Raw genomic sequence first — 18,706 nt, forward strand, 5'->3', positions numbered from 1 at the left:
ACCAGGCGATCAATGCCGCGCGCGGTATAAGGTCTATCAGCATGCCGTCGACGACGCGGATCGCCCGCGCCATCGCGATGGACATAATCGGCGGCACCCTGAAACCGGGCGACAGGATTTCGGGTGAAGAGGAATCGCTCGAGCGTTTCGGCGTGTCCCGCACGGTGTTGCGCGAAGCGATCAAGATCCTCGACGCCAAGGGTTTCGTCACCGCGAAACCCAAGGTCGGCACGCGGGTTCGCGACCGCCAGAGCTGGAATTTCCTGGACCCCGACGTCCTGGCGTGGCGCATTGCTGTCGGGCTCGACCCCGATCTGCTGCAGACGCTTCGCGAGGCCCGCCTTGCCGTGGAGCCGTTCGCGGCCCGTTTGAGCGCGCAACGGGCATCGATGAGCGATCTCGCCGAGATGGAGGCGAGCGTGCGGTTGATGGACGAAGCGATCGGCGACCGGCAGCTGTTTGCCGAAGCAGACCTCAAATTTCATCGAGCAGTGACAGCGAGCACCGGCAATTTCATCCTGGGGTCCTTCTCCGCCATCGTCGAGACCGCCCTGGTGTGCGCGACCTTGCTTCTTCCGCTCGAAGACGAGCAGTTGCGCAGCGAAGCGGTACGCAGGCATGCCGAATTGTTCGATGCGATCGTGGACCATGACGGCGATCGTGCCTTTAAGCTGATGACCGACATGATCGCCTTTGGCGGGGAGGTGGGTGAAATGTCGTCAAAGCCCAATCGCCGGCGGCCCGGACAGTCCTGACACTCGACTTCGACACCGCTGAAACGGCTGTCACAGGCAATTCGCTGGCCCGCGCATGATCGCTCTTGCGCTACATTATGTCTGAGTTAAAAAGGGGCGAACCGGCAGGAAAAATCCCGGATGATCAGGACCCCCGGTTCCAAGGGAGATGGAAATGCGTCTGCTGCTCGCCGCCTTGGCTATGTGCGTTGCCGTACCTTCGAGTTCGTTTGCGATGGGCGACGAGGAGCCTGACGCTGTGGTCGTTCATGGCGACCGGCCTGCTCCGAAGTTCGATCGGCACATTTTTGGCCAGTTTGCCGAGCATCTTGGCCATGGCATCTACAACGGAATCTGGGTCGGGCCGCGCAGCAAGATCCCCAATATCAAGGGCTATCGCAAGGATGTGCTCGAGGCGCTCAAGGCGATACGGGTGCCCGAGATCCGCTGGCCCGGGGGTTGTTTCGCCGACGAATATCACTGGCGCGACGCGATCGGCCCGCAGGCAAATCGCAAGGTCTCGATCAACACGCATTGGGGCGGGGTCACTGAGGACAATGCGTTCGGCACGCACGAATTCATGGATTTCTCCGAGCTCGTCGGGGCGGACGCCTATGTATCGGGCAATGTCGGCTCGGCGGCCCCGGTGGAGTTGGCCGAGTGGGTCCAATATATGACCTCGCCGGTCGGATCGACGCTGGCCAACGAACGTGCCGCGAATGGACGGAAACAGCCCTGGCGGCTTCCGATGATCGGGCTCGGCAACGAGTTGTGGGGATGCGGCGGGAGCATGCGCGCGGAATATGCCGCGGACTTGACGCGGCGCTACGGCACCTTCGTGAAGATGCCGGCGGGCCAGCACGTCATGAAGATCGCCAGCGGCGCGAATTCGGGCGATACCGATTGGACCGACACGATGATGCGCATCGCCGGCAAGAACATCGACGGCATTGGCGTGCATTATTACACGGTACCAAACAGCTGGGAGCATAAGGGAGCGGCAACCGGTTTCGACGAGGACCAATGGGCCCGCACGCTTGCCGCAACCGTCCGGATGGACAAAATCATCGCCGAACATGCGGCGATCATGGACAAATATGATCCAAGCAAGCGAGTAGCGTTGCTGGTCGACGAATGGGGGACCTGGTACGATGTCGAGCCGGGCACCAATCCCGGATTCCTGTATCAACAAAACAGCCTCAGGGATGCGCTCGTCGCCAGCTTGAACTTCGACATCTTCGCGCGGCACACGGATCGCCTGCGCGGAGCGAACATCGCCCAGATGGTCAATGTGCTCCAGTCTTTGCTCCTCACCCAGGGCGACAAGATGGTGAAGACCCCAACTTATTGGGTGTTCGACATGTACAAGGACTATCAGGACGCGACGGTGTTGCCGGTCGACGTCGATGCGCGGACGTACAGCAAGAACGGGTCTTCGCTGAAGACCATCAGCAGCAGCGCCGTTCGCGATGCGGCCGGGGTCGTGCATGTGGGTCTGACCAATGTCGATCCGAACCGTGCCGAAACGGTCCGCGTCAAGCTCGACGGTCTCAACGTCGCGAGAGCGTCCGGTCGCATCCTGACCGCTGCCGCGATGGATGCGCACAACACCTTCGGCGCTCCCGACACGGTCAGGCCGACACCTTTTGTCGGCGCCACGATCAATGGACAGACGCTGAGCGTTTCGCTGCCGCCCAAATCGATCGTGATGCTGGATTTGCGTTGAGCCGGTTTAGGTCGACACAAAAGCCTTCCGGCGCAAGTCGATCGGTCGCCGCCCACCTATCCTCCGAACGAGCGCCGATTGCCAGCGTTCTGGGCGTGCCGAGGTAGATCGATCCCGCCTGGCTGCGAGCTATGACTTCGGCATCGAACATATTCGCGGCGCGAACAGCACGGTCCGGCCTTTGGCGACCAGGCTATAGTCGCGCTGGCCGCATTGCGTAGACTTTGCGCCGGAACCCGGCCGTCGAATGCGTCGCCCGGCATCCGAACCTTGCTCTCCGAACAGGAGCATGGAAACCGGTTTAGCCGGCTGCGCGCAACGCGATCACGACTGCGAGGGGGTAGAGAGGCCGGCGCGTCCGGTGAGCTCACTCCCGCGGCCGGAACGATGGCCGGACACCGCCCTCCGCACGCGAGACTGGGAGAAGAGGAAGGCACCGGCTCTGGGCGTCACGCTATTGCCACGACAACGCTCGGCAAGCGGACATGAGCAATGGCCGCGTCGGGGAAGAGAGTTGGATCGATACTTTGCGATCCGGTACCGCTCCACAGAGGCCGTGGCGGCCCCCAAACAGCAGCTCCGTCTAAGGCACCTATCGGGGATAACGCGTATATCCGACGCACCTGCACGACCGGTACATCATGGCCGATCCCAAGCCGCTCAGGCGACGCCTAAATGCAGGAGAAAGTCATGCGTGACGTGCTGGTGCCGATCCATGACGATGTCGGACAGCAATCCCGCCTGCAGGCGGCGTTCGATCTCGTTCGGGCAAGCCAGGGAAGGCTTCTGTGTCTCGATCTGGCCGGGCTGGATGCCAAAGGGGCAGGGGCGGCGGCCGGCAACTCGCTGGTGATGGAAGCCGAGGTCGCGCCGCTTACCACGGTGCGCGATCAGGTTGCAGCAAGTGGTCTATCGGTTCAGTGGCTCCAAAGCCGCGAAGAGATGCTGCCCGCGATAGCCACCTTCGCGGCGCAGGCCGATCTGATCGTGATGAGCGCGCCGCGCGCGGATCTCTTTCCTCCCACCTATGCCGCCATCAGCGAGCTATTGGTCAGCGCCAACGCGCCGATCATAGCGGTACCGCCGGAATCGCCCGGCATATCTCTGAATGGCGAGGTGCTGATCTGCTGGGACGGATCGCGCGAGGCGCATCATGCTTTGGTGGCGGCAATTCCTCTCTTGCGGCGCGCATCGGCCGTCACGATCGTCGAGATCGACGATGGCTCGCTCAAGCTTCCCGCCAGCCAGGCGCAAACCCTGCTCGCGCAGCGCAACATCGTGGCACATGTCCGCTCGGACCTGGCGTTCGGCGAGAAGGCCGGTTTCGTGCTGCTCGAGCAGATCGATCTGCTCAAGGCCAATTATGTGGTGATGGGCGGGTTCGGGCATTCACGCCTGGTCGAGAACATCTTCGGCGGCGTGACCGCGCGGCTTCTGCACGAGAGCTCCGTGCCGCTCTTCCTCAAACATTGACGTCGGGAAAAGACCATGGCGATCGATCCTATCCGACACCTGGTGGTACTCGCCCATCCGCGTCGCGGTAGCTTCAACCACCAGATCGCGCAGGCCTATTGCGACGCGGTCGAGGCGTGCGGCCAACGGGCGTTCCTGCGCGACCTTTACCTGAACCGCTTCGACCCGGTGCTCGAATATCTCGGCGAAGCTCCCGAGCTGGAGGTCGTCTATGACCTCACCGAAATCCGGCATTGCGATGTCGTGGTGTTCGTCTACCCGATTTGGTTCGGGGGCCCGCCGGCTATGATCAAGGGCTATGTCGATCGTGTTCTCGGCGCCGGATTCAAACCGAGCCACGACCACGCCCAGGCCCATAATCCCTTTCTCAAGGGGCGGCACATGATCAGCTTCTCGACCTCGGCATCGACCGAGGCCTGGCTTGGCGAGCAAGGTCAGCTGACGGCGCTGCGCGAGAGCTTCGACCGCTATCTCGGCACGATCTTCCAGCTCGCTGCGACCGAGCACGTCCATATCGATGCGGTGGTCGAAGGGCTGAGCGAGCAATATGCCGCCGAGCAGCTCGAACGCGTCCGCCAAGCAGCGCGGAACACTTGCGCGACCGTGCTCGGCGCGGCACACCGTGCCGAGATGGCGAAGCTTACCGACGAGGAGACGCGGCCGGATGCCGCTCGCAAAGATTGAACGCCGTCATCGTCTCCCGGGCGGGACGGCGCGCTGCCCGCGTAGCCAGTGACGGAACCGTCGCCGCAGCCGGCTGTGCCGGCATCGCCATCGATCGATAATCGAGCAAAGTCGCTCGATCGACTGAAACGGCATCCGCTTGCCAGGGTCGGGCCGGGGTTGATCACGGGGGTCGCGGACGACGATCCCAGCGGGATCGCTACCTATTCGCAGGCCGGCGCGGCCTATGGCCTGGGCATGCTGTGGACGATGCCGGTGGCCTACCCGCTGATGTCCGCGATCCAAATCCTTGCCGCCCGCCTAGGACGCGTGACCGGCAAGGGGCTGGCCGCGAATATGCGGCTTGCCTTCCCCGGCTGGGTCGTCACGACGCTGGTGATCCTGTTGCTCGTCGCCAACACGCTCAACATCGCGGCCGACATCGCCGCGATGGGGGAAACCGCCGAACTGGTCGGCGGCGTCAGCCGTCACGTGATGATCGCGCTGTTCGTTGCGGTGACGCTGCTTCTCCAGATCTTCGTGCCCTATCATCGCTACGTGTTCTTCCTGAAGTGGCTGACGCTGTCGCTGCTGGCCTACGCGGCGGTGCTGTTTGCGGTGCATGTGCCGTGGGGAGAGACACTGCGGCAGACGGTCCTTCCGCACTTTCGCCTCGACGGCGCGGCAGCGACCATGATCGTGGCGATATTCGGTACCACCATCAGCCCCTATCTCCTGTTCTGGCAAGCGTCCGAGGAGATCGAGGACATGCGTGGGGCGCCGTCGCTGCGGGATGATCCGAGCGCCGCGAGCGCGGAGCTGAGCCGGATCGGCTGGGATACGTGGAGCGGCATGCTCTATTCCAATCTCGCTTCCTACTTCATCATTCTCGCCACCGGCGTGACGCTTCATGCCGCGGGAATCACCCAGATCGATACCGCCGCCGAGGCCGCCGCGGCGCTGCGCCCGCTCGCCGGTGCCGAAGCGTCGATCATCTTTGCCGCCGGAATCCTCGGCGTCGGCTTTATCGGCGTGCCGGTATTGGCGGGTTCGGCCGGCTATGCCTTATGCGAGGCGATGGGGTGGGAGTGGGGGCTCGACCGCAAGGCGACCGATGCGCGCGCCTTTTACGCGATCATCGCGATCAGCGTTCTGCTCGCGCTGGTGCTGCAATTCCTACCGATCAGCCCGATGCGCGCGTTGTTCTGGAGCGCCGTCATCAACGGCGTCGTCGCGATACCGCTGATCGTCGTGCTGATGATCCTCGCCTCGAGATCCACCGTCATGGGCGCCTTCACCGCATCTCGACCCTTGATCTGGTTGGCCGGGGTCGCGGCCGGATTGATGGGCGTCGCGGCGGTCGTGATGGTCGCGGGCTTTTTCTAAATACTGCTCGCTGCCGGCGAGGCCGCCGCGGGGACCTACGTATGATCCCCGATAGGCCGGGCTGGGAGGCGCGTCCTATCCCGCCATCGCTCGACGAGGGAGAAAACCGATGGAGCGAGACGCACCGCAAGCGGCGCCAAGCGATATCGTAGAAGACTATTGGCTCTCCGGCCACGCCTTTTGGCTGCGCCCTCTGGAATGGTGGGTCGCGTGGTGGAACGCCTGGAGTCTCCCGATCGTGCCGCATCCCCACGCGCACCTGTCAATGACCGGCCGTCCTCTCACCGTGCCGGAACCGATCGCGAGCGCCCAGGAACAGGATCTGTTCGCGTGACGACGCTCACAAGGAAGTTATGATGGCCGTCTTTCACGCCGATCTCGCCGCCCGCTCGGTGCCGCGATACACGAGCTATCCCACCGCCGCCGAATTCACCGAAACGGTGGGCGCCGTCGAGCATCGCACAGCTCTGGATGCGCTCCGGCCGAGCGACCGGATCTCGCTCTATCTGCACATTCCCTATTGTCATGAAATCTGCTGGTATTGCGGCTGTAATACCGGACCGGTCGGTCGCGCATCGCGCCTGGACGTCTATGTCGACGCGCTGGTCGCGGAAATCGACATGATTGCGGATCGCGCCAAGGGCAGCGTCAGCCACGTCCATTTCGGTGGCGGCAGCCCCAATGCCTTGTCGCCCGAGCAGTTCGAGCGCGTCGCCACCGCGGTTCGAAACGGCTTTCGAATCCTGCCGGACGCCGAATGGGCGGCTGAGCTCGATCCGCGGCATCTCGACGCCGATTTCTGCCGGATGCTCGCGGCAAACAACGTGTCGCGGGTCAGCCTGGGCGCGCAGACGTTCGATCTGGGTATTCAGGCTAAGATAAACCGACTGCAGCCGTTTCGCATGGTTGCGCGCTGCGTCGAAGATTTGCGGCGCGCTGGGATCGCGCACATCAACCTCGACCTGATGTACGGTCTGCCCGGGCAGACGCTCGACACGATCGCGCGCACGATCAGGCTGGCGCGCGATCTGGCACCCGATCGCGTCGCGATGTTCGGCTATGCCCATTTGCCGCGGATGCTGCCGCGCCAGCGCATGATCGCGGACAGCCAGCTACCCGACGCCGAAGCGCGTTTCTGGCAGAGCATCCTGGCGCGCGACCTGTGGTTGGAAGAAGGCTTTCGACCGATCGGTTTCGACCATTATGCGCGGCCCGACGACAAGCTCGCGCTCGCTGCGGCCAGCGGCACGTTGCGGCGCAATTTTCAGGGGTTCACCGACGATGACGCCGATGCGGTGATCGGACTCGGCGCATCCTCGATCAGCCTGTTTCCCGGGCTGATCACCCAGACCGAAAAACATGTCGGCCGATATCGGATGAAGGTCCAGAACGGTTGCCTCGGCACGGTCAGGGGAGTCCGGCGCTCGGCTGACGATCAACGGAGCGGCGCGGTGATCGAGCGTTTGTTGTGCGACGGTCGCGTCGATCTGGTCGAGCTTGGCTGGTCGTCCGCTGCCGCGGCGCAGGCAATGGCGGACGCCGCACCGGGCTTGGCCGCGATGCAGGAACGGGGGCTCATCCGCCGTCATGACACCGGGTTGATGATCTTGCCGGATGGCGAACCCTATGCGCGGCTCGCCGCGGTCGCGTTCGATACGTTCCGGACGGCAGCCGGCGACCGATTCAGCAAGGCGGTCTGATTACGTAGCTATCCCGATATTGCGGCCTCGTGGCCCGGCATAGCGTGCTTCCATCCCGGACGATGGAGGCCGTCATGAAGAATATCCTTGTCCTGGCGCATGACGATTGCGGCCAGGAGGCGCGGCTGCAGGTCGCGATGGACATCACGCGAGCGATCGATGGGCATTTGACCTGTCTTGACGTCGCCATGACCTCGCTCGTCGTGCCCGATTTCAACGGCACCTATACAGGCACCGCACTAATGGCGGAGGAACGGCAGGCCGAGGTCGCCAACGGCGCGGCAATAAAAGCGCGGCTCGACAGGGAAGGCCTTTCCCACACCGTGATCGATGCCACCGGCGATGCCGCGACCTGTCTGCGCCGCGCGGCCAAACTCGCCGACCTTGTGGTGGTCAATCGCGGCCTGGACGACAAGGCGGCCTATCCCAATATGTTCGACCTCGCCGGAGACCTGATCCTGGAGAGGCATACACCGGTCTTCGCGGTACCCGAAAAGGCACGGTCGCTCGACCTTAAGGGCAGGGTGGTGATCGCCTTCGACGGATCGAACCATGCCGCCGCCGCGCTGCGTGCGGCAGTGCCGCTGCTCAAGCTCGCACGCTCGGTAACCTTGTTCTATGCGGAGGACGGATCGCTGCGACTGCCTCTCGAAGAAGCCTCGGCGTATCTCTCCCGGCACGGCGTCCATGCGAACATCCGCCGCGAGAAATGCCTGATGGATCGGCCGGGTTCGGTGATCATGGCCGAAGCGATGATCGAACATGCCGATTATGTGGTGATGGGCGCATTCAGCCGGTCGCGCTTCCTGGAGGCGGCCTTTGGCGGCGCCACCCAGCGGATGCTGAGCGAAAGCCCGGTGCCGATCTTCATCGTTCACCGGGCTTGACCGAGGCATGGAATAGGGGGCGACGCGGATCGCCCCCTTTTTGCGACGTCCTCAGAACCGGAAGCCGATTCCCACGCCAGCGACGATCGGATTGATCTTGACGTGCGCGGTGCGCAGGGTCGCGCCGCTGGTCAGGCGGGCTGTGGTCCGCATGTCGATATACTTCACGTCGAAATTCACGAAGACCTTCTCGCTCACCGGAACGTCGACGCCCGCCTGCAACGCATAGCCGACGCTGTCGTCGAGCTTGACCTTGGTCGCGCCCAGCGCGGTGTTGAGCGAAGGCGTCGCCTTTGCCGAATAGAAGACCGAATAATTGATGCCTGCACCCAGATAGGGGCGTATCTTGCCGTCGGGCGCGAAGTGATATTGGAGCGTCAGGGTCGGCGGCAGCACCCAGGTGTTGGCGACATCGCCAAGGCCCGAGATCGTTCCGCGGCCCGACACGCTGTGCTTGGTCGTCGCCAGGATCAATTCCGCGCCGATATGGTTGGTCGCCATATAGGTGAAGTCGACTTCCGGCATGACGCTGTCGCCGACGCCGACCTTGCTTCCCGGGATGCCGGAGACGGCGCCGGAGCTTTCGTTCGGCGCGACCACGATCGCGCGGGCGCGGACCAGCACGTCGCCTTCCTTGGCAAGGGCCGGCGTGACGGCAAACGCCGCCGCCACACCCGCGAGCAAGATTACTTTCCTCATGAATGCACCTCCTGTTGAAGGTGCGTCGCTATCCTTCTGAAGCAACGGGCACTTTGATCGCACGCAACAAACGCCGCTACGTAAATTCCCGTATGGGCGGTGCCGGCATCTTGGCCGATCAGCAGCCCGTGCTTGCCAAGACCATCATCGATCCCGATTTGCCGGACTCTTCGCTCGATGCCGAGCTTGCGTCGTTCGTCGCCAGCGCGACTGATCGCGCCCTCTTCCTGACCGCACCGGACGGCAGGATCGCGAGCTGGAACCGGGGCGCCGAGCTGCTGACCGGATGGCGTCCGGAACAGGTCAAAGGGCAATCCGTAGCGTTGCTCTACACCGTGCAGGACTCCGGGACGGGCAAGCCGCTCAGTGACCGCGCGGCAGCGGCGGCCTCCACCTCGCCGTTGCGTTTCGAAGCCTGGCGAATTCGCAAGGACGGTTCCGAATTCCTCGCCGATGTCACGATCTTCGCCTTGCGCAACGAGGACGGCTCGATCCGGGGGTTCGGCCAGAGCGTGCAGGACGTGACCTCCAGGAAGGCGACCGAACAGGGCCTGGCCGAGCGCGAGATGCACGTCCGGTCTATCCTCGCGACCGTGCCGGACGCGATGGTGGTGATCGACGAACGCGGCGTCATCGTCTCGTTCAGCGCCGCCGCCGAACGGCTGTTCGGCTTCACCGAAGCCGAGGTCGCCGGGCGCAACATCAGCATGCTGATGCCCAACCCCGACCATGACCGCCATGACGATTATATCGCACGTTATCTGGCAAGCGGCGAACGCCGCATCATCGGGATTGGTCGCGTCGTTGTGGGCCGACGGCGTGACGGCAGTTCCTTCCCGATGGAATTGTCGGTCGGCGAGGTCAACGCTGACGGGTATCGCATCTTCACCGGCTTCATCCGCGATCTCACCGAACAGCAGCAGTCCGAACTGAAGCTCAAGGAACTGCAATCGGAATTGATCCACGTCTCCCGGGTGAGCGCGATGGGGACGATGGCGTCGACTCTGGCACACGAGTTGAACCAGCCGCTAACCGCGATCGCCAACTATATGGAAGCCGCCCGTGAACTGCTCGAACGGCCGGGCGAGGATGTGCGCGAATATATCGAGGAAGCGATCGAACAGTCAGCCAAGGAAGCGTTACGGGCCGGCCAGATCGTCAGGAGATTGCGCGATTTCGTCGCGCGCGGGGAAATGACGCGCCGCGTCGAAAGCCTGCCGGCGATGATCGAGGATGCGAGCCGCCTGGCGTTGACCGGTGCACGCGAGCGGGGCGTCCGGGCGTTCTTCCATCTCGACCCTGCGGCGAGCGAGGCCTTTGTCGATCGCGTACAGATCCAGCAGGTGCTGGTGAACCTCATCCGGAACGGTGTGGACGCGATCGGCGACCGGAAAATCCGCGACATCACGATATCGACATCGCGCGAACCGAACGGGATGATCCGCCTGTCGGTCGCGGATACCGGGGCCGGACTTGATCCCGAACTGGCTCCGCAATTATTCCAGGCGTTCGCGAGCACGAAGGAAAGCGGCATGGGGCTTGGTCTGTCGATCTGTCGCACCATTGTCGAAGCGCATGGCGGCCGGATATGGGTCGAGGACAATCCCGGCGGCGGTACGATTTTCCATTTTACAGTTCAGAGCGGGGAGACCGACGATGAGTGAGCGGCGGTTGGTGCATATCGTCGACGACGAGGATTCGATCCGGCGGTCGGCGAGCTTCATGCTGCGCACCTCCGGGTTCGACACGCGGACCTATCCGTCGGGCGTCGAATTCCTGAAAGAAGCCAAGCACGCCAACCCGGGATGCGTATTGCTGGACGTCCGCATGCCCGAAATGGACGGTATGGAAGTCCAGCGCGAACTGAACGAACGCGGCATCACGCTGCCGGTCATCGTCCTCACCGGCCATGGTGACATCTCGATCGCCGTTCAGGCGATGAAAGCCGGCGCGATCGACTTCCTCGAAAAGCCGTTCGAGAAAGGGCAATTGATGGTCGCGCTCGACGCAGGCTTCGCCAGGCTCGAACGACGTGAGGAGGCGGCAACCAGCACGCACGACGCCGAAGTCCGCATCGCCGCGCTGACCGGGCGCGAGCAGGAAGTATTGCAGGGGCTCGCGCGGGGGCATCCGAACAAGACGATCGCTTATGACTTGGGCATCTCGCCGCGCACGGTAGAAGTGCACCGGGCCAATCTCATGACCAAGCTGGAGGTCCGCAGCCTGTCGGAAGCACTGCGCATCGCGTTCGCGGCCGGTTTGGAAAGCTGACCTGCGGATCATTACGTAACGACGACCCCCGACGGCCATGCGACGGATACGACCATGAACAGTGGCGCATCCCCCCTTTCGGACCCGGCGGTAGACGTGCAGCGCGTGGTGCTGTTGATCGAAGATGACGAAGCCGTGAGGCGGTCGTTGCAGATGCTGCTCCATTGGCGTGGCTATGATGTGCGATCGTTCGCGGGCGCCGCGCCGGTGCTCGAGGGGCATGCGATGGACGATGCGGACGTGCTGATCGCCGATTACCGCCTTCCCGACGGCGACGGCATCAGCGTGCTGCGCTCGCTCCGCCGGGCGGATTGGAAAGGCAAGGCCATTCTGATCACTGCCTTTCCTTCACCCACGCTGATGGAAGCCGCGCGTGCCGCGGGGTTCGACGCCGTGCTCGAAAAGCCTTTGCGCCAGCACGACCTGATCGGCGCCCTGGCGGGCTGAGTTCGATGGCATCCGTCGCTCTAGCCTGGCCCGAAACAGACTGCCGTGCGTCTCCAGCGCAGGAGCCGCGTTGCATGCAATGCATCGGCCGACAGCAGTCGATTTGCGCCGATCTATCGCCGGACGTGTTGCACGAAATGGCGCGCATCGGTCGCGTGCGCCAGCTGCGCCGCGGCGAAGTGTTGTCGTGGGAAGGCGACGAAGTCTACGACGTGGGTAACGTACGCGATGGCGCACTCAAACTTACCGCATCGCTTCGGGACGGCCGCGAACAGATACTCGGTGTCGCCTGGCCCGGCTCGTTCGTTGGCGAATTGTTCGCCGGCCAATGGGCGTACCGGGCGACCGCGCTGGCTGCGACGACGGTGTGCGTGTTCCGGCGCGCGGACTTGAATATTCTGGCCGCCAGCCGCCCCGCGGTTGCGACCTCGCTGCTGCGGCGCCTCTCGAACGATCTCGACACCGCGCGTCGATCCATCCTTTTCCTCGGCCGCAAGACCGCCGAAGAACGCGTTGCGTCGCTGCTGATCGACATGCGCCGATCGATGCCCTGCGATGCCACCGGTGCGACCCCCATGTCGCTCAACCGCCAGCAGATGGCGGATCTCCTCGGCTTGACCATCGAAACCGTCAGCCGAAAAATACGCCGGTTCGAACGAGCGGGCATCATTCAGCTTGTCGAGACGCGGCTATTTCGGGTGCTCGATGACGTCGGCCTCGCCCGGTTGGCCGGCTAAAACAATGATCTGATCCGGGAATCTACGCATCGTCCCGACGGCAGGGCAGGTGCAGGATCGCGGACATGCCCTGATTTGCCCACCACGACCTGCTTCCATCTCGAAACGCACTCGCTCATCCCGGGCGCATATGTAAGGGTACGAGAGCAGGACGCAGCGAAGCTGGTGTGAAATGACGCGGTCGAACGAGCTTTCCCTTTCAGCCTGAGGATCATGCGATGACCGGAACGATGCTGACGGTAATAGACGACGTTGAGAGCGGCGCTGGCACCATCCGTACGATCGCAGCGCGAGCAGAACGCCACGAGGCGCGTCTGATCGTCTATCTGCTGACGCCCGGCCCGCTTGCCGCACCGGAGCTCGCGCCGTTCGGCGTGCTGTATTTGCCCGACCAGGTGTTGCAGGCCGATTCAGAGGAGCAGGTCGCGAAGCTGCGATCCAAATTTGCCGGCTCGCCGGTGGACATGGACATTCGCGGCCTGTTCGACGACGTCGCTTGGCTCGCCGGCGACGTGCGGCGTGCGCGACCGATTGCCGACCTCGCCGTCATCGGCTCGCACGAGACCTGGGCAATCCCTTATCTGTACCGGCGCGTCACCGAGATGCTGGCACTGGCGTCTGGTGGGCCGCTCGTCATCCTGCCGCCGGGCCGCTCGCTGGCCACCGTCAGCCACGCGGTCCTGGCGTGGAAGCCTTCCCCCGAGGCCGTCCGCGCGCTCCACGACCTGGTGAGCCTGCTTGAGCCCGGTGCACGCGTCGATATCGTGAGTTGCGGCGACAAACCGAGCCAGGACGGCGATTCACGCGGGCATGGCGCGGTTGCCGATTATCTCGACCGTCACGGTTTCGAGGCGGGATCGGTCTGGCTCGATCAGCGATACGATGTCGCCGAGCAGCTCCAGACCTATGCGCTCGAAATCGGCGCCGATCTGTTGGCGGCGGGGGCATTCGCGCACAGCCGATTGCGCGAACTGGTATTCGGCGGCGTCACTGCCGGCTTGATCAACCAGACGCGAATTCCGGTCCTGTTGTCGCGATAGAGCGATGACGGGGGCGGGCCAACCACTGCTGTCGCTCGGCTATGCCGTGGCGATCGGTCTGTTGGTCGGCCTCGAACGGGGCTGGACGGGGCGCGGCGAAGACGACGGTCACCGCGTCGCCGGCATCCGCACCTTCGGCCTCCTCGGACTTGTCGGCGGTGTCGCGGGGCTGATTGCCGGGTGGATCGGGGTTGCGATCGTCGCGTTGAGCGGCATCGTCCTGATCGTCGGCTATTGGCGCCAGACCTTGGCCAGCGACGGGCAGAGTGCGACCGGTGCGGTCGCCGGCCTGCTGGTCCTGGGCCTGAGCGCGCTAGCCGCGTCCGGCCAGCCCGAAACGGCATTGGCCGGCGCAGCAATCGTCATGTTCCTGCTTTCGTCGCGCCAAACGCTCCACAAGCTGGTCAGCGACCTGACGGCCCAGGAGATGCGCGCGGCAGCCGAGTTCGCCATCGTCGCGCTGGTCCTGTTCCCGCTCGCGCCCGATCGCGGCATGGGTCCGTTCGCAGCGATCAATCCACATCATCTGCTGCTCGTCGTGGTAATGGTGAGCGGCATTTCGTTCGCTGCCTATCTTGCCGGTCACCATGTCTCGCGCGCGAGGGGCCCGATGCTCACGGCAGCGGTCGGGGCGCTCGTATCGTCGACTGCGGTAACCGCCGCTCTTGCCCGGCGGATGCGGGGCGATGGCGATGAAGCGGCCCCCCTTAGGGTCTCGTTGCTGATCGCCTCGATCGTTGGTGGGCTGCGCGTCCTGGTGTTGATTGCAATTCTGGCACCGGCCGCACTCGCCAACGCTGCGTACGCGATACTTCCCGGCCTGGCGATACTCGTCGTGGCGGCAGCTTGGTCCGGAGGCGGCAAAGCGCCGATGATCGACGAATCGCCGCCTGTCGGCAATCCGCTCGAACTCGGCGCCGCGGTGACGTTCGCGGCGATCGCTGCGCTCGCGACCGTCGGTGCGCGACTGGCATCTTCAGCGTTGGGCTCTTCGGGTTCGCTGATCGTTTACACCGCGACGGGTATGGCCGACGTGGATGCCGCGGTTCTCGCTTTCTCGTCGTTGACGATTCCCGAGCAGGCGATGCTGGCCGGCCCGGCCTTGGCTGCCCCGGTCGCTGCGAATATGCTGCTGAAGGCGGTCGTCACCATGGTGCTGTCGCGCAATCGGGTCGGCGCGGTGGCGGCGTTACCGCTCTTCGCCTGCGCCGCGGTTATTGTGTTCGCCGCAGCGATCATCTGGTTCCACACCTGATCCGCGCGGCATGGGACGACGAACCCGCCTCAGCCGCCACCGCTTCCCAGCACGAACATGTTGTCGAGCCATTGCTCGCGCTTCGCAGCACTCTGTTCCACGGCACCATATAGAATGTGATGGACGGGCTTGATCCCCACGAACCGCAGGATGTTGCGTTCGAGGCTCTTCACGCTGTGCGAGCGGAACCACAGGGCGTAGAACGCCGCGGGCATTCCCATCGTCACGACAACCGTGGCCGATTTGCCGCGCAGCAGGCCGCCGCCCAGCGACGCCTGGTCGTTCAGCGCAAATCCCGGCCGCATGACCTGTTCGAGGAATGCCTTGAGCAGCGCTGGCACGTCGCCGAGCCAGAGGGGATAGAAGAAGACGATATGGTCGGCCCAGGCAATTGACGCCTGGGCGTCGGCGATCGCCGGCGAGGGCAGTTGCTTTGCCCATTCATCCCTCGACCGCAGGATCGGGATCTCCGTCGTCGCGAGATCGATCCGGCGTACCTCATGGTCCCAGGCAAGGGCGCCCTTGGCATAGCGGTCGGCGAGCGCATGGATCAGCCTGGCCGGATCGGGATCGGGATGACCGTCAATCACCAGGATGCGCCGCTTCATTGCGCCGGCTCCATCGCCGCCGCGGCCGGCTGCCGCAGCGTACGGCGCAGCAATACCTCGGACCCAAGGTCGGTGCCCGGCACCGGCGCGAAGCCCGCTTCGCGTTCGAGCATCAATGCGGCACGGTTCTCGCAGCTCTCGACCGCCTCGATCGCACCGATTCCCTCCGCTTCGGCATAGCGAACGATGTGCTCGACCAGGGTCCAGCTGACGCCCTTGCCCTTGAAGTCTCCGCGGACCGAAACCGCCAGTTCGGCGCGTTCGCGATCCGGATCGCACGCGAGCAAAGCCGACGCGATCGCAGTGCCGTCCGGCGCGAACGCCAGGAAATGCATCGTCCGCCAATAGTCTATCTGGGTCATCGCCACGAGCCGGTCGCGGCCGACGTCGCGCAGGCCGGTCAGGAAGCGGAACCGCAAATCGTCGGTCGTGACATGGTGGAAGAGATCGGCCAGCGCATCCTCGTCATCGGGCAGGATCGGCCGCACGTGCATCGTCACGCCGCCGCGCGTCGTCAAATTGGCGGCCCATTCCATTGGCGCCGGCCGGATAACGAGCCGCGAACCCGAATCGTCGAGCGACAGCCCGATCCGGGCGTCGAGCGCGATCGCGCCATGCTCGTCGACGAGCAGCGGATTGATATCGAGCTCGGCGATTTCGGGCAGGTCGATGACCAGTGCCGACACCGCATTGAGTGCGCGCACGACGGCGTCCGTATCGACCGCAGGCACGTCGCGATAGGCGCCGAGCAGAGTCGCCACGCGCGTACTCTCGATCATTTCGCCCGCCAGCACGCTGTCGAGCGGCGGTAGCCCGAATGCGACGTCGCGCGTCACCTGGACCGCCTTGCCGCCGGCACCGAAGGCGATCACCGGCCCAAAGGTCGGATCCCGCGCGATGCCGATCAACAGTTCGCGGCCGGAAGAAGACTTGACCATGGTCTCGATCTCGAACCCGGTGATCGATGCTTCGGGGTGATCGTGTTTCAACATGGTCGTCATATCCGCGGCGGCGCGCTGCGCGTCCTCGGCGGTGGCGACGTTGAGCGCGACGCCGCCGACATCCGACTTATGCGGCAACTGCGGCGATACCACCTTCACCGCATAGGGTGGGGGGAGATCGGCACAGACCTGCGCTATCGCATCCTGGTCCCGGGCCAGCATTCCCCGCACCACGGGGATGCCATAAGCGCCGATCACCGCTTTCGCCTCGGTCGCGGAGAGTTGCTGGCGACCCGCATTGCGGGCGCCGACGATGACGGCGCGAGCACGGGCGCGGTCGCTGGCAGGAACGAGTTGGCGGGCAGGGGCGCGCATCAGCGCCTCGCGGGCGGCGCTCGCTTTGGCGAGATAGCCGAACGCGCGGACGGCGTCGTCCAGATTGTCGAAGACGGGTATACCGGCGGCGTCGAACAGCGTTCTCGCCGCTTCGGCGTTGCGCGGCCCCATCCAGCACGCGATCAGCGGCTTGGCGGCGGCCGATTCCGCCCGTGCGGCGATCACGTCCCTGGCGATCTCTTCGCCCGTTGCGACGGCGGTCGGGCAATGGATGATCAGCGCCGCGTCGACCGCCGGATCGGCGAGGACGGCGCGCGTGGCGACAGAGAAGCGCTCGGCCCGTGCGTCGCCGACGACATCGACCGGATTGGCGCGCGACCATGCCGCCGGCAGGTCGGGATCGAGCGCGGTGATCGTATCGGCGGACAGGTTGGCCAGCCTGACGCCGACGCCCGGCAAGGCATCGGCCGCGAGCACGCCCGCGCCGCCGCCGTTCGACACGATCGCCAGACGATCGCCGTAGGGCGGCCGGTAGCGCGACAGGATTTGCGCGGCATCGAACAACTCGGCCAGCGTGTCGACCAGGATGATGCCCGCACGGCGGAAGGCGGCGGCATAGACGTCGTACGATCCGGTCAGCGCGCCGGTATGCGAAAACGCCGCCCGGCACGCAGCCGCGTTTCGGCCGGCCTTGATCGCGATTACCGGTTTGATGCGCGATGCCGCGCGCGCCGCCGACATGAACTTGGCCGGGTTGGTAACCTGCTCAACGTAGAGCAGGATCGCATCGGTATGCGGATCGCCGGCGTAGAAGTCGATCAGGTCGCCCAGATCGACATCGGCCATGTCGCCGAGCGATACGACTCCCGAAAAGCCGACATGACGGTCGGCCGCCCAGTCGAGCATCGCGGTGACGAGCGCGCCGCTCTGCGACAGGAAGGCGAGCCGCCCGGCGGCCGCATTGCGCGGCGCGAACGAGGCGTTGAGTGCGACATGCGGAAGCAGCAATCCCAGGCAATTGGGACCGATGAGACGGACATCGTGCGGCCGCGCGGCGTCGAGCATGGCCTGGCGCGCGGTAGCGTCATGGGGAACCGTCGAAATGACGGTCACGACCCGCGTGCCGATCGCGCCCAATTGTTCGATGATCGCCGGGATGGTCACGGCAGGAGTGACGACGATCGCGAGATCGGGTTTGCGCGGCAGATCGGCGATCGATGCCACCCACCAGACGTCATCCAGCTCGACTTTGTCGGGGTTCACCGCGAACACCGTCCCGGCGAAACCGCCATCGATGATATTTTCCAGCACGCGCGTGCCGAGCGAGCCGGCCTTGCTCGATCCGCCGATGACGGCGATCGGTTGCGGATGATTGAGCGCGTCGAGATGTCGGATCGTCATGATGTCAATTTCCGCCAAAGTCAGTGGGTCGGGCGGACTGTGCCGGGCGGACCAATCGATCTCCATCCGTATTGCCCCGGATGCCGGCCGATCCCGTCTACGGGTTACTACGCATTTGGATTCGGCCGGGATTCGCGCATCCCGCGCCGACACCGGGAGAGCACATTTGCCGTACCAACGACTATTCACCCAGGCGATCGACCGGCTGCATGCCGAGGGGCGGTATCGCGTGTTCATCGACATCTTGCGCAACAAGGGGATGTTTCCCAACGCGCGGTGTTTTGCCGGGCATAATGGGCCGATGCCGATCACGGTGTGGTGCTCGAACGATTATCTGGCGATGGGCCAGCACCCCAAGGTGATCGCGGCGATGGAGGAAGCGCTGCACGATGTCGGCGCAGG

17 protein-coding genes and 1 pseudogene are annotated in these 18,706 nt (G+C 64.4%); 15 read left to right on the forward strand and 3 right to left on the reverse strand.

The window, feature by feature from the left end; translation table 11 throughout:
* The first annotated feature begins 41 nt into the window (after positions 1 to 41).
* The 8 genes from SPR01S_RS04850 to SPR01S_RS04885 all read left to right on the forward strand — a co-directional run bounded on the left by SPR01S_RS04850 (position 42) and on the right by SPR01S_RS04885 (position 8,569).
* Positions 42 to 755 (forward strand): FadR/GntR family transcriptional regulator, encoded by a 714-nt coding sequence (locus SPR01S_RS04850; RefSeq protein WP_157081953.1) that lies wholly within the window; start codon positions 42 to 44, stop codon positions 753 to 755.
* Positions 756 to 909: 154 nt separating this feature from the next.
* Positions 910 to 2,460: an alpha-N-arabinofuranosidase gene (locus tag SPR01S_RS04855; protein ID WP_066585738.1), complete on the forward strand. Its 1,551-nt coding sequence runs from the start codon at positions 910 to 912 to the stop codon at positions 2,458 to 2,460.
* A 690-nt stretch (positions 2,461 to 3,150) separates the two neighbouring features.
* The gene (locus SPR01S_RS04860; protein WP_169803379.1) at positions 3,151 to 3,933 is read left to right on the forward strand and encodes a universal stress protein; all 783 of its coding nucleotides are present in this window, start codon (positions 3,151 to 3,153) and stop codon (positions 3,931 to 3,933) included.
* A 15-nt stretch (positions 3,934 to 3,948) separates the two neighbouring features.
* Positions 3,949 to 4,617, forward strand: a complete 669-nt coding sequence (locus tag SPR01S_RS04865; protein ID WP_084250945.1) for an NAD(P)H-dependent oxidoreductase — start codon at positions 3,949 to 3,951, stop codon at positions 4,615 to 4,617.
* 48 nt (positions 4,618 to 4,665) lie between these two features.
* On the forward strand, positions 4,666 to 5,982 hold the full coding sequence (locus tag SPR01S_RS04870; RefSeq protein ID WP_245661871.1) for an NRAMP family divalent metal transporter: 1,317 nt from the start codon (positions 4,666 to 4,668) through the stop codon (positions 5,980 to 5,982).
* A 109-nt stretch (positions 5,983 to 6,091) separates the two neighbouring features.
* Positions 6,092 to 6,316: a hypothetical protein gene (locus SPR01S_RS04875; protein ID WP_066585677.1), complete on the forward strand. Its 225-nt coding sequence runs from the start codon at positions 6,092 to 6,094 to the stop codon at positions 6,314 to 6,316.
* Positions 6,317 to 6,338: 22 nt separating this feature from the next.
* On the forward strand, positions 6,339 to 7,682 hold the full coding sequence (gene hemN / locus SPR01S_RS04880; protein ID WP_066585744.1) for an oxygen-independent coproporphyrinogen III oxidase: 1,344 nt from the start codon (positions 6,339 to 6,341) through the stop codon (positions 7,680 to 7,682).
* 74 nt (positions 7,683 to 7,756) lie between these two features.
* A complete protein-coding gene (locus tag SPR01S_RS04885; protein WP_084250950.1) occupies positions 7,757 to 8,569 on the forward strand; it encodes a universal stress protein in 813 nt (270 codons plus the stop codon).
* 51 nt (positions 8,570 to 8,620) lie between these two features.
* Here SPR01S_RS04885 and SPR01S_RS04890 read toward each other — a convergent pair whose 3' ends face one another.
* A complete protein-coding gene (locus SPR01S_RS04890; protein WP_066585681.1) occupies positions 8,621 to 9,268 on the reverse strand; it encodes an OmpW/AlkL family protein in 648 nt (215 codons plus the stop codon).
* Between the two features lie 53 nt (positions 9,269 to 9,321).
* Between SPR01S_RS04890 and SPR01S_RS04895 the strand changes: the two genes are divergently transcribed.
* The 6 genes from SPR01S_RS04895 (at position 9,322) to SPR01S_RS04920 (ending at position 15,018) form a co-directional block, all read left to right on the forward strand.
* Positions 9,322 to 10,932, forward strand: a complete 1,611-nt coding sequence (locus SPR01S_RS04895; protein ID WP_245661872.1) for a PAS domain S-box protein — start codon at positions 9,322 to 9,324, stop codon at positions 10,930 to 10,932.
* Positions 10,925 to 11,539, forward strand: a complete 615-nt coding sequence (locus tag SPR01S_RS04900) for a response regulator transcription factor (RefSeq protein ID WP_066585683.1) — start codon at positions 10,925 to 10,927, stop codon at positions 11,537 to 11,539. Before SPR01S_RS04895 ends, SPR01S_RS04900 begins: the two co-directional genes overlap by 8 nt.
* A 54-nt stretch (positions 11,540 to 11,593) precedes the next feature.
* The gene (locus tag SPR01S_RS04905; RefSeq protein WP_066585686.1) at positions 11,594 to 11,986 is read left to right on the forward strand and encodes a response regulator; all 393 of its coding nucleotides are present in this window, start codon (positions 11,594 to 11,596) and stop codon (positions 11,984 to 11,986) included.
* Between the two features lie 74 nt (positions 11,987 to 12,060).
* A complete protein-coding gene (locus SPR01S_RS04910; RefSeq protein ID WP_066585689.1) occupies positions 12,061 to 12,723 on the forward strand; it encodes a Crp/Fnr family transcriptional regulator in 663 nt (220 codons plus the stop codon).
* 218 nt (positions 12,724 to 12,941) lie between these two features.
* Complete coding sequence (locus tag SPR01S_RS04915) at positions 12,942 to 13,763, forward strand: universal stress protein (protein WP_066585691.1); 822 nt, start codon at positions 12,942 to 12,944, stop codon at positions 13,761 to 13,763.
* A 4-nt stretch (positions 13,764 to 13,767) separates the two neighbouring features.
* On the forward strand, positions 13,768 to 15,018 hold the full coding sequence (locus tag SPR01S_RS04920; protein WP_066585692.1) for an MgtC/SapB family protein: 1,251 nt from the start codon (positions 13,768 to 13,770) through the stop codon (positions 15,016 to 15,018).
* 29 nt (positions 15,019 to 15,047) lie between these two features.
* Here the strand turns inward: SPR01S_RS04920 and SPR01S_RS04925 are convergent, their stop codons facing one another.
* Together SPR01S_RS04925 and SPR01S_RS04930 are read right to left on the reverse strand one after the other, a co-directional pair.
* Positions 15,048 to 15,626 (reverse strand): NAD(P)H-dependent oxidoreductase, encoded by a 579-nt coding sequence (locus tag SPR01S_RS04925; RefSeq protein WP_066585701.1) that lies wholly within the window; start codon positions 15,624 to 15,626, stop codon positions 15,048 to 15,050.
* Positions 15,623 to 18,304, reverse strand: a complete 2,682-nt coding sequence (locus tag SPR01S_RS04930) for a bifunctional acetate--CoA ligase family protein/GNAT family N-acetyltransferase (RefSeq protein WP_169803380.1) — start codon at positions 18,302 to 18,304, stop codon at positions 15,623 to 15,625. Before SPR01S_RS04930 ends, SPR01S_RS04925 begins: the two co-directional genes overlap by 4 nt.
* A gap of 166 nt (positions 18,305 to 18,470) precedes the next feature.
* Between SPR01S_RS04930 and SPR01S_RS04935 the strand changes: the two are divergent.
* Positions 18,471 to 18,706: pseudogene (locus SPR01S_RS04935) on the forward strand (5-aminolevulinate synthase); the annotation flags it as partial.

The organism is Sphingomonas pruni NBRC 15498 (genome assembly GCF_001598455.1).
In the GTDB taxonomy this organism is placed as follows: Bacteria; Pseudomonadota; Alphaproteobacteria; order Sphingomonadales; family Sphingomonadaceae; genus Sphingomonas; species Sphingomonas pruni.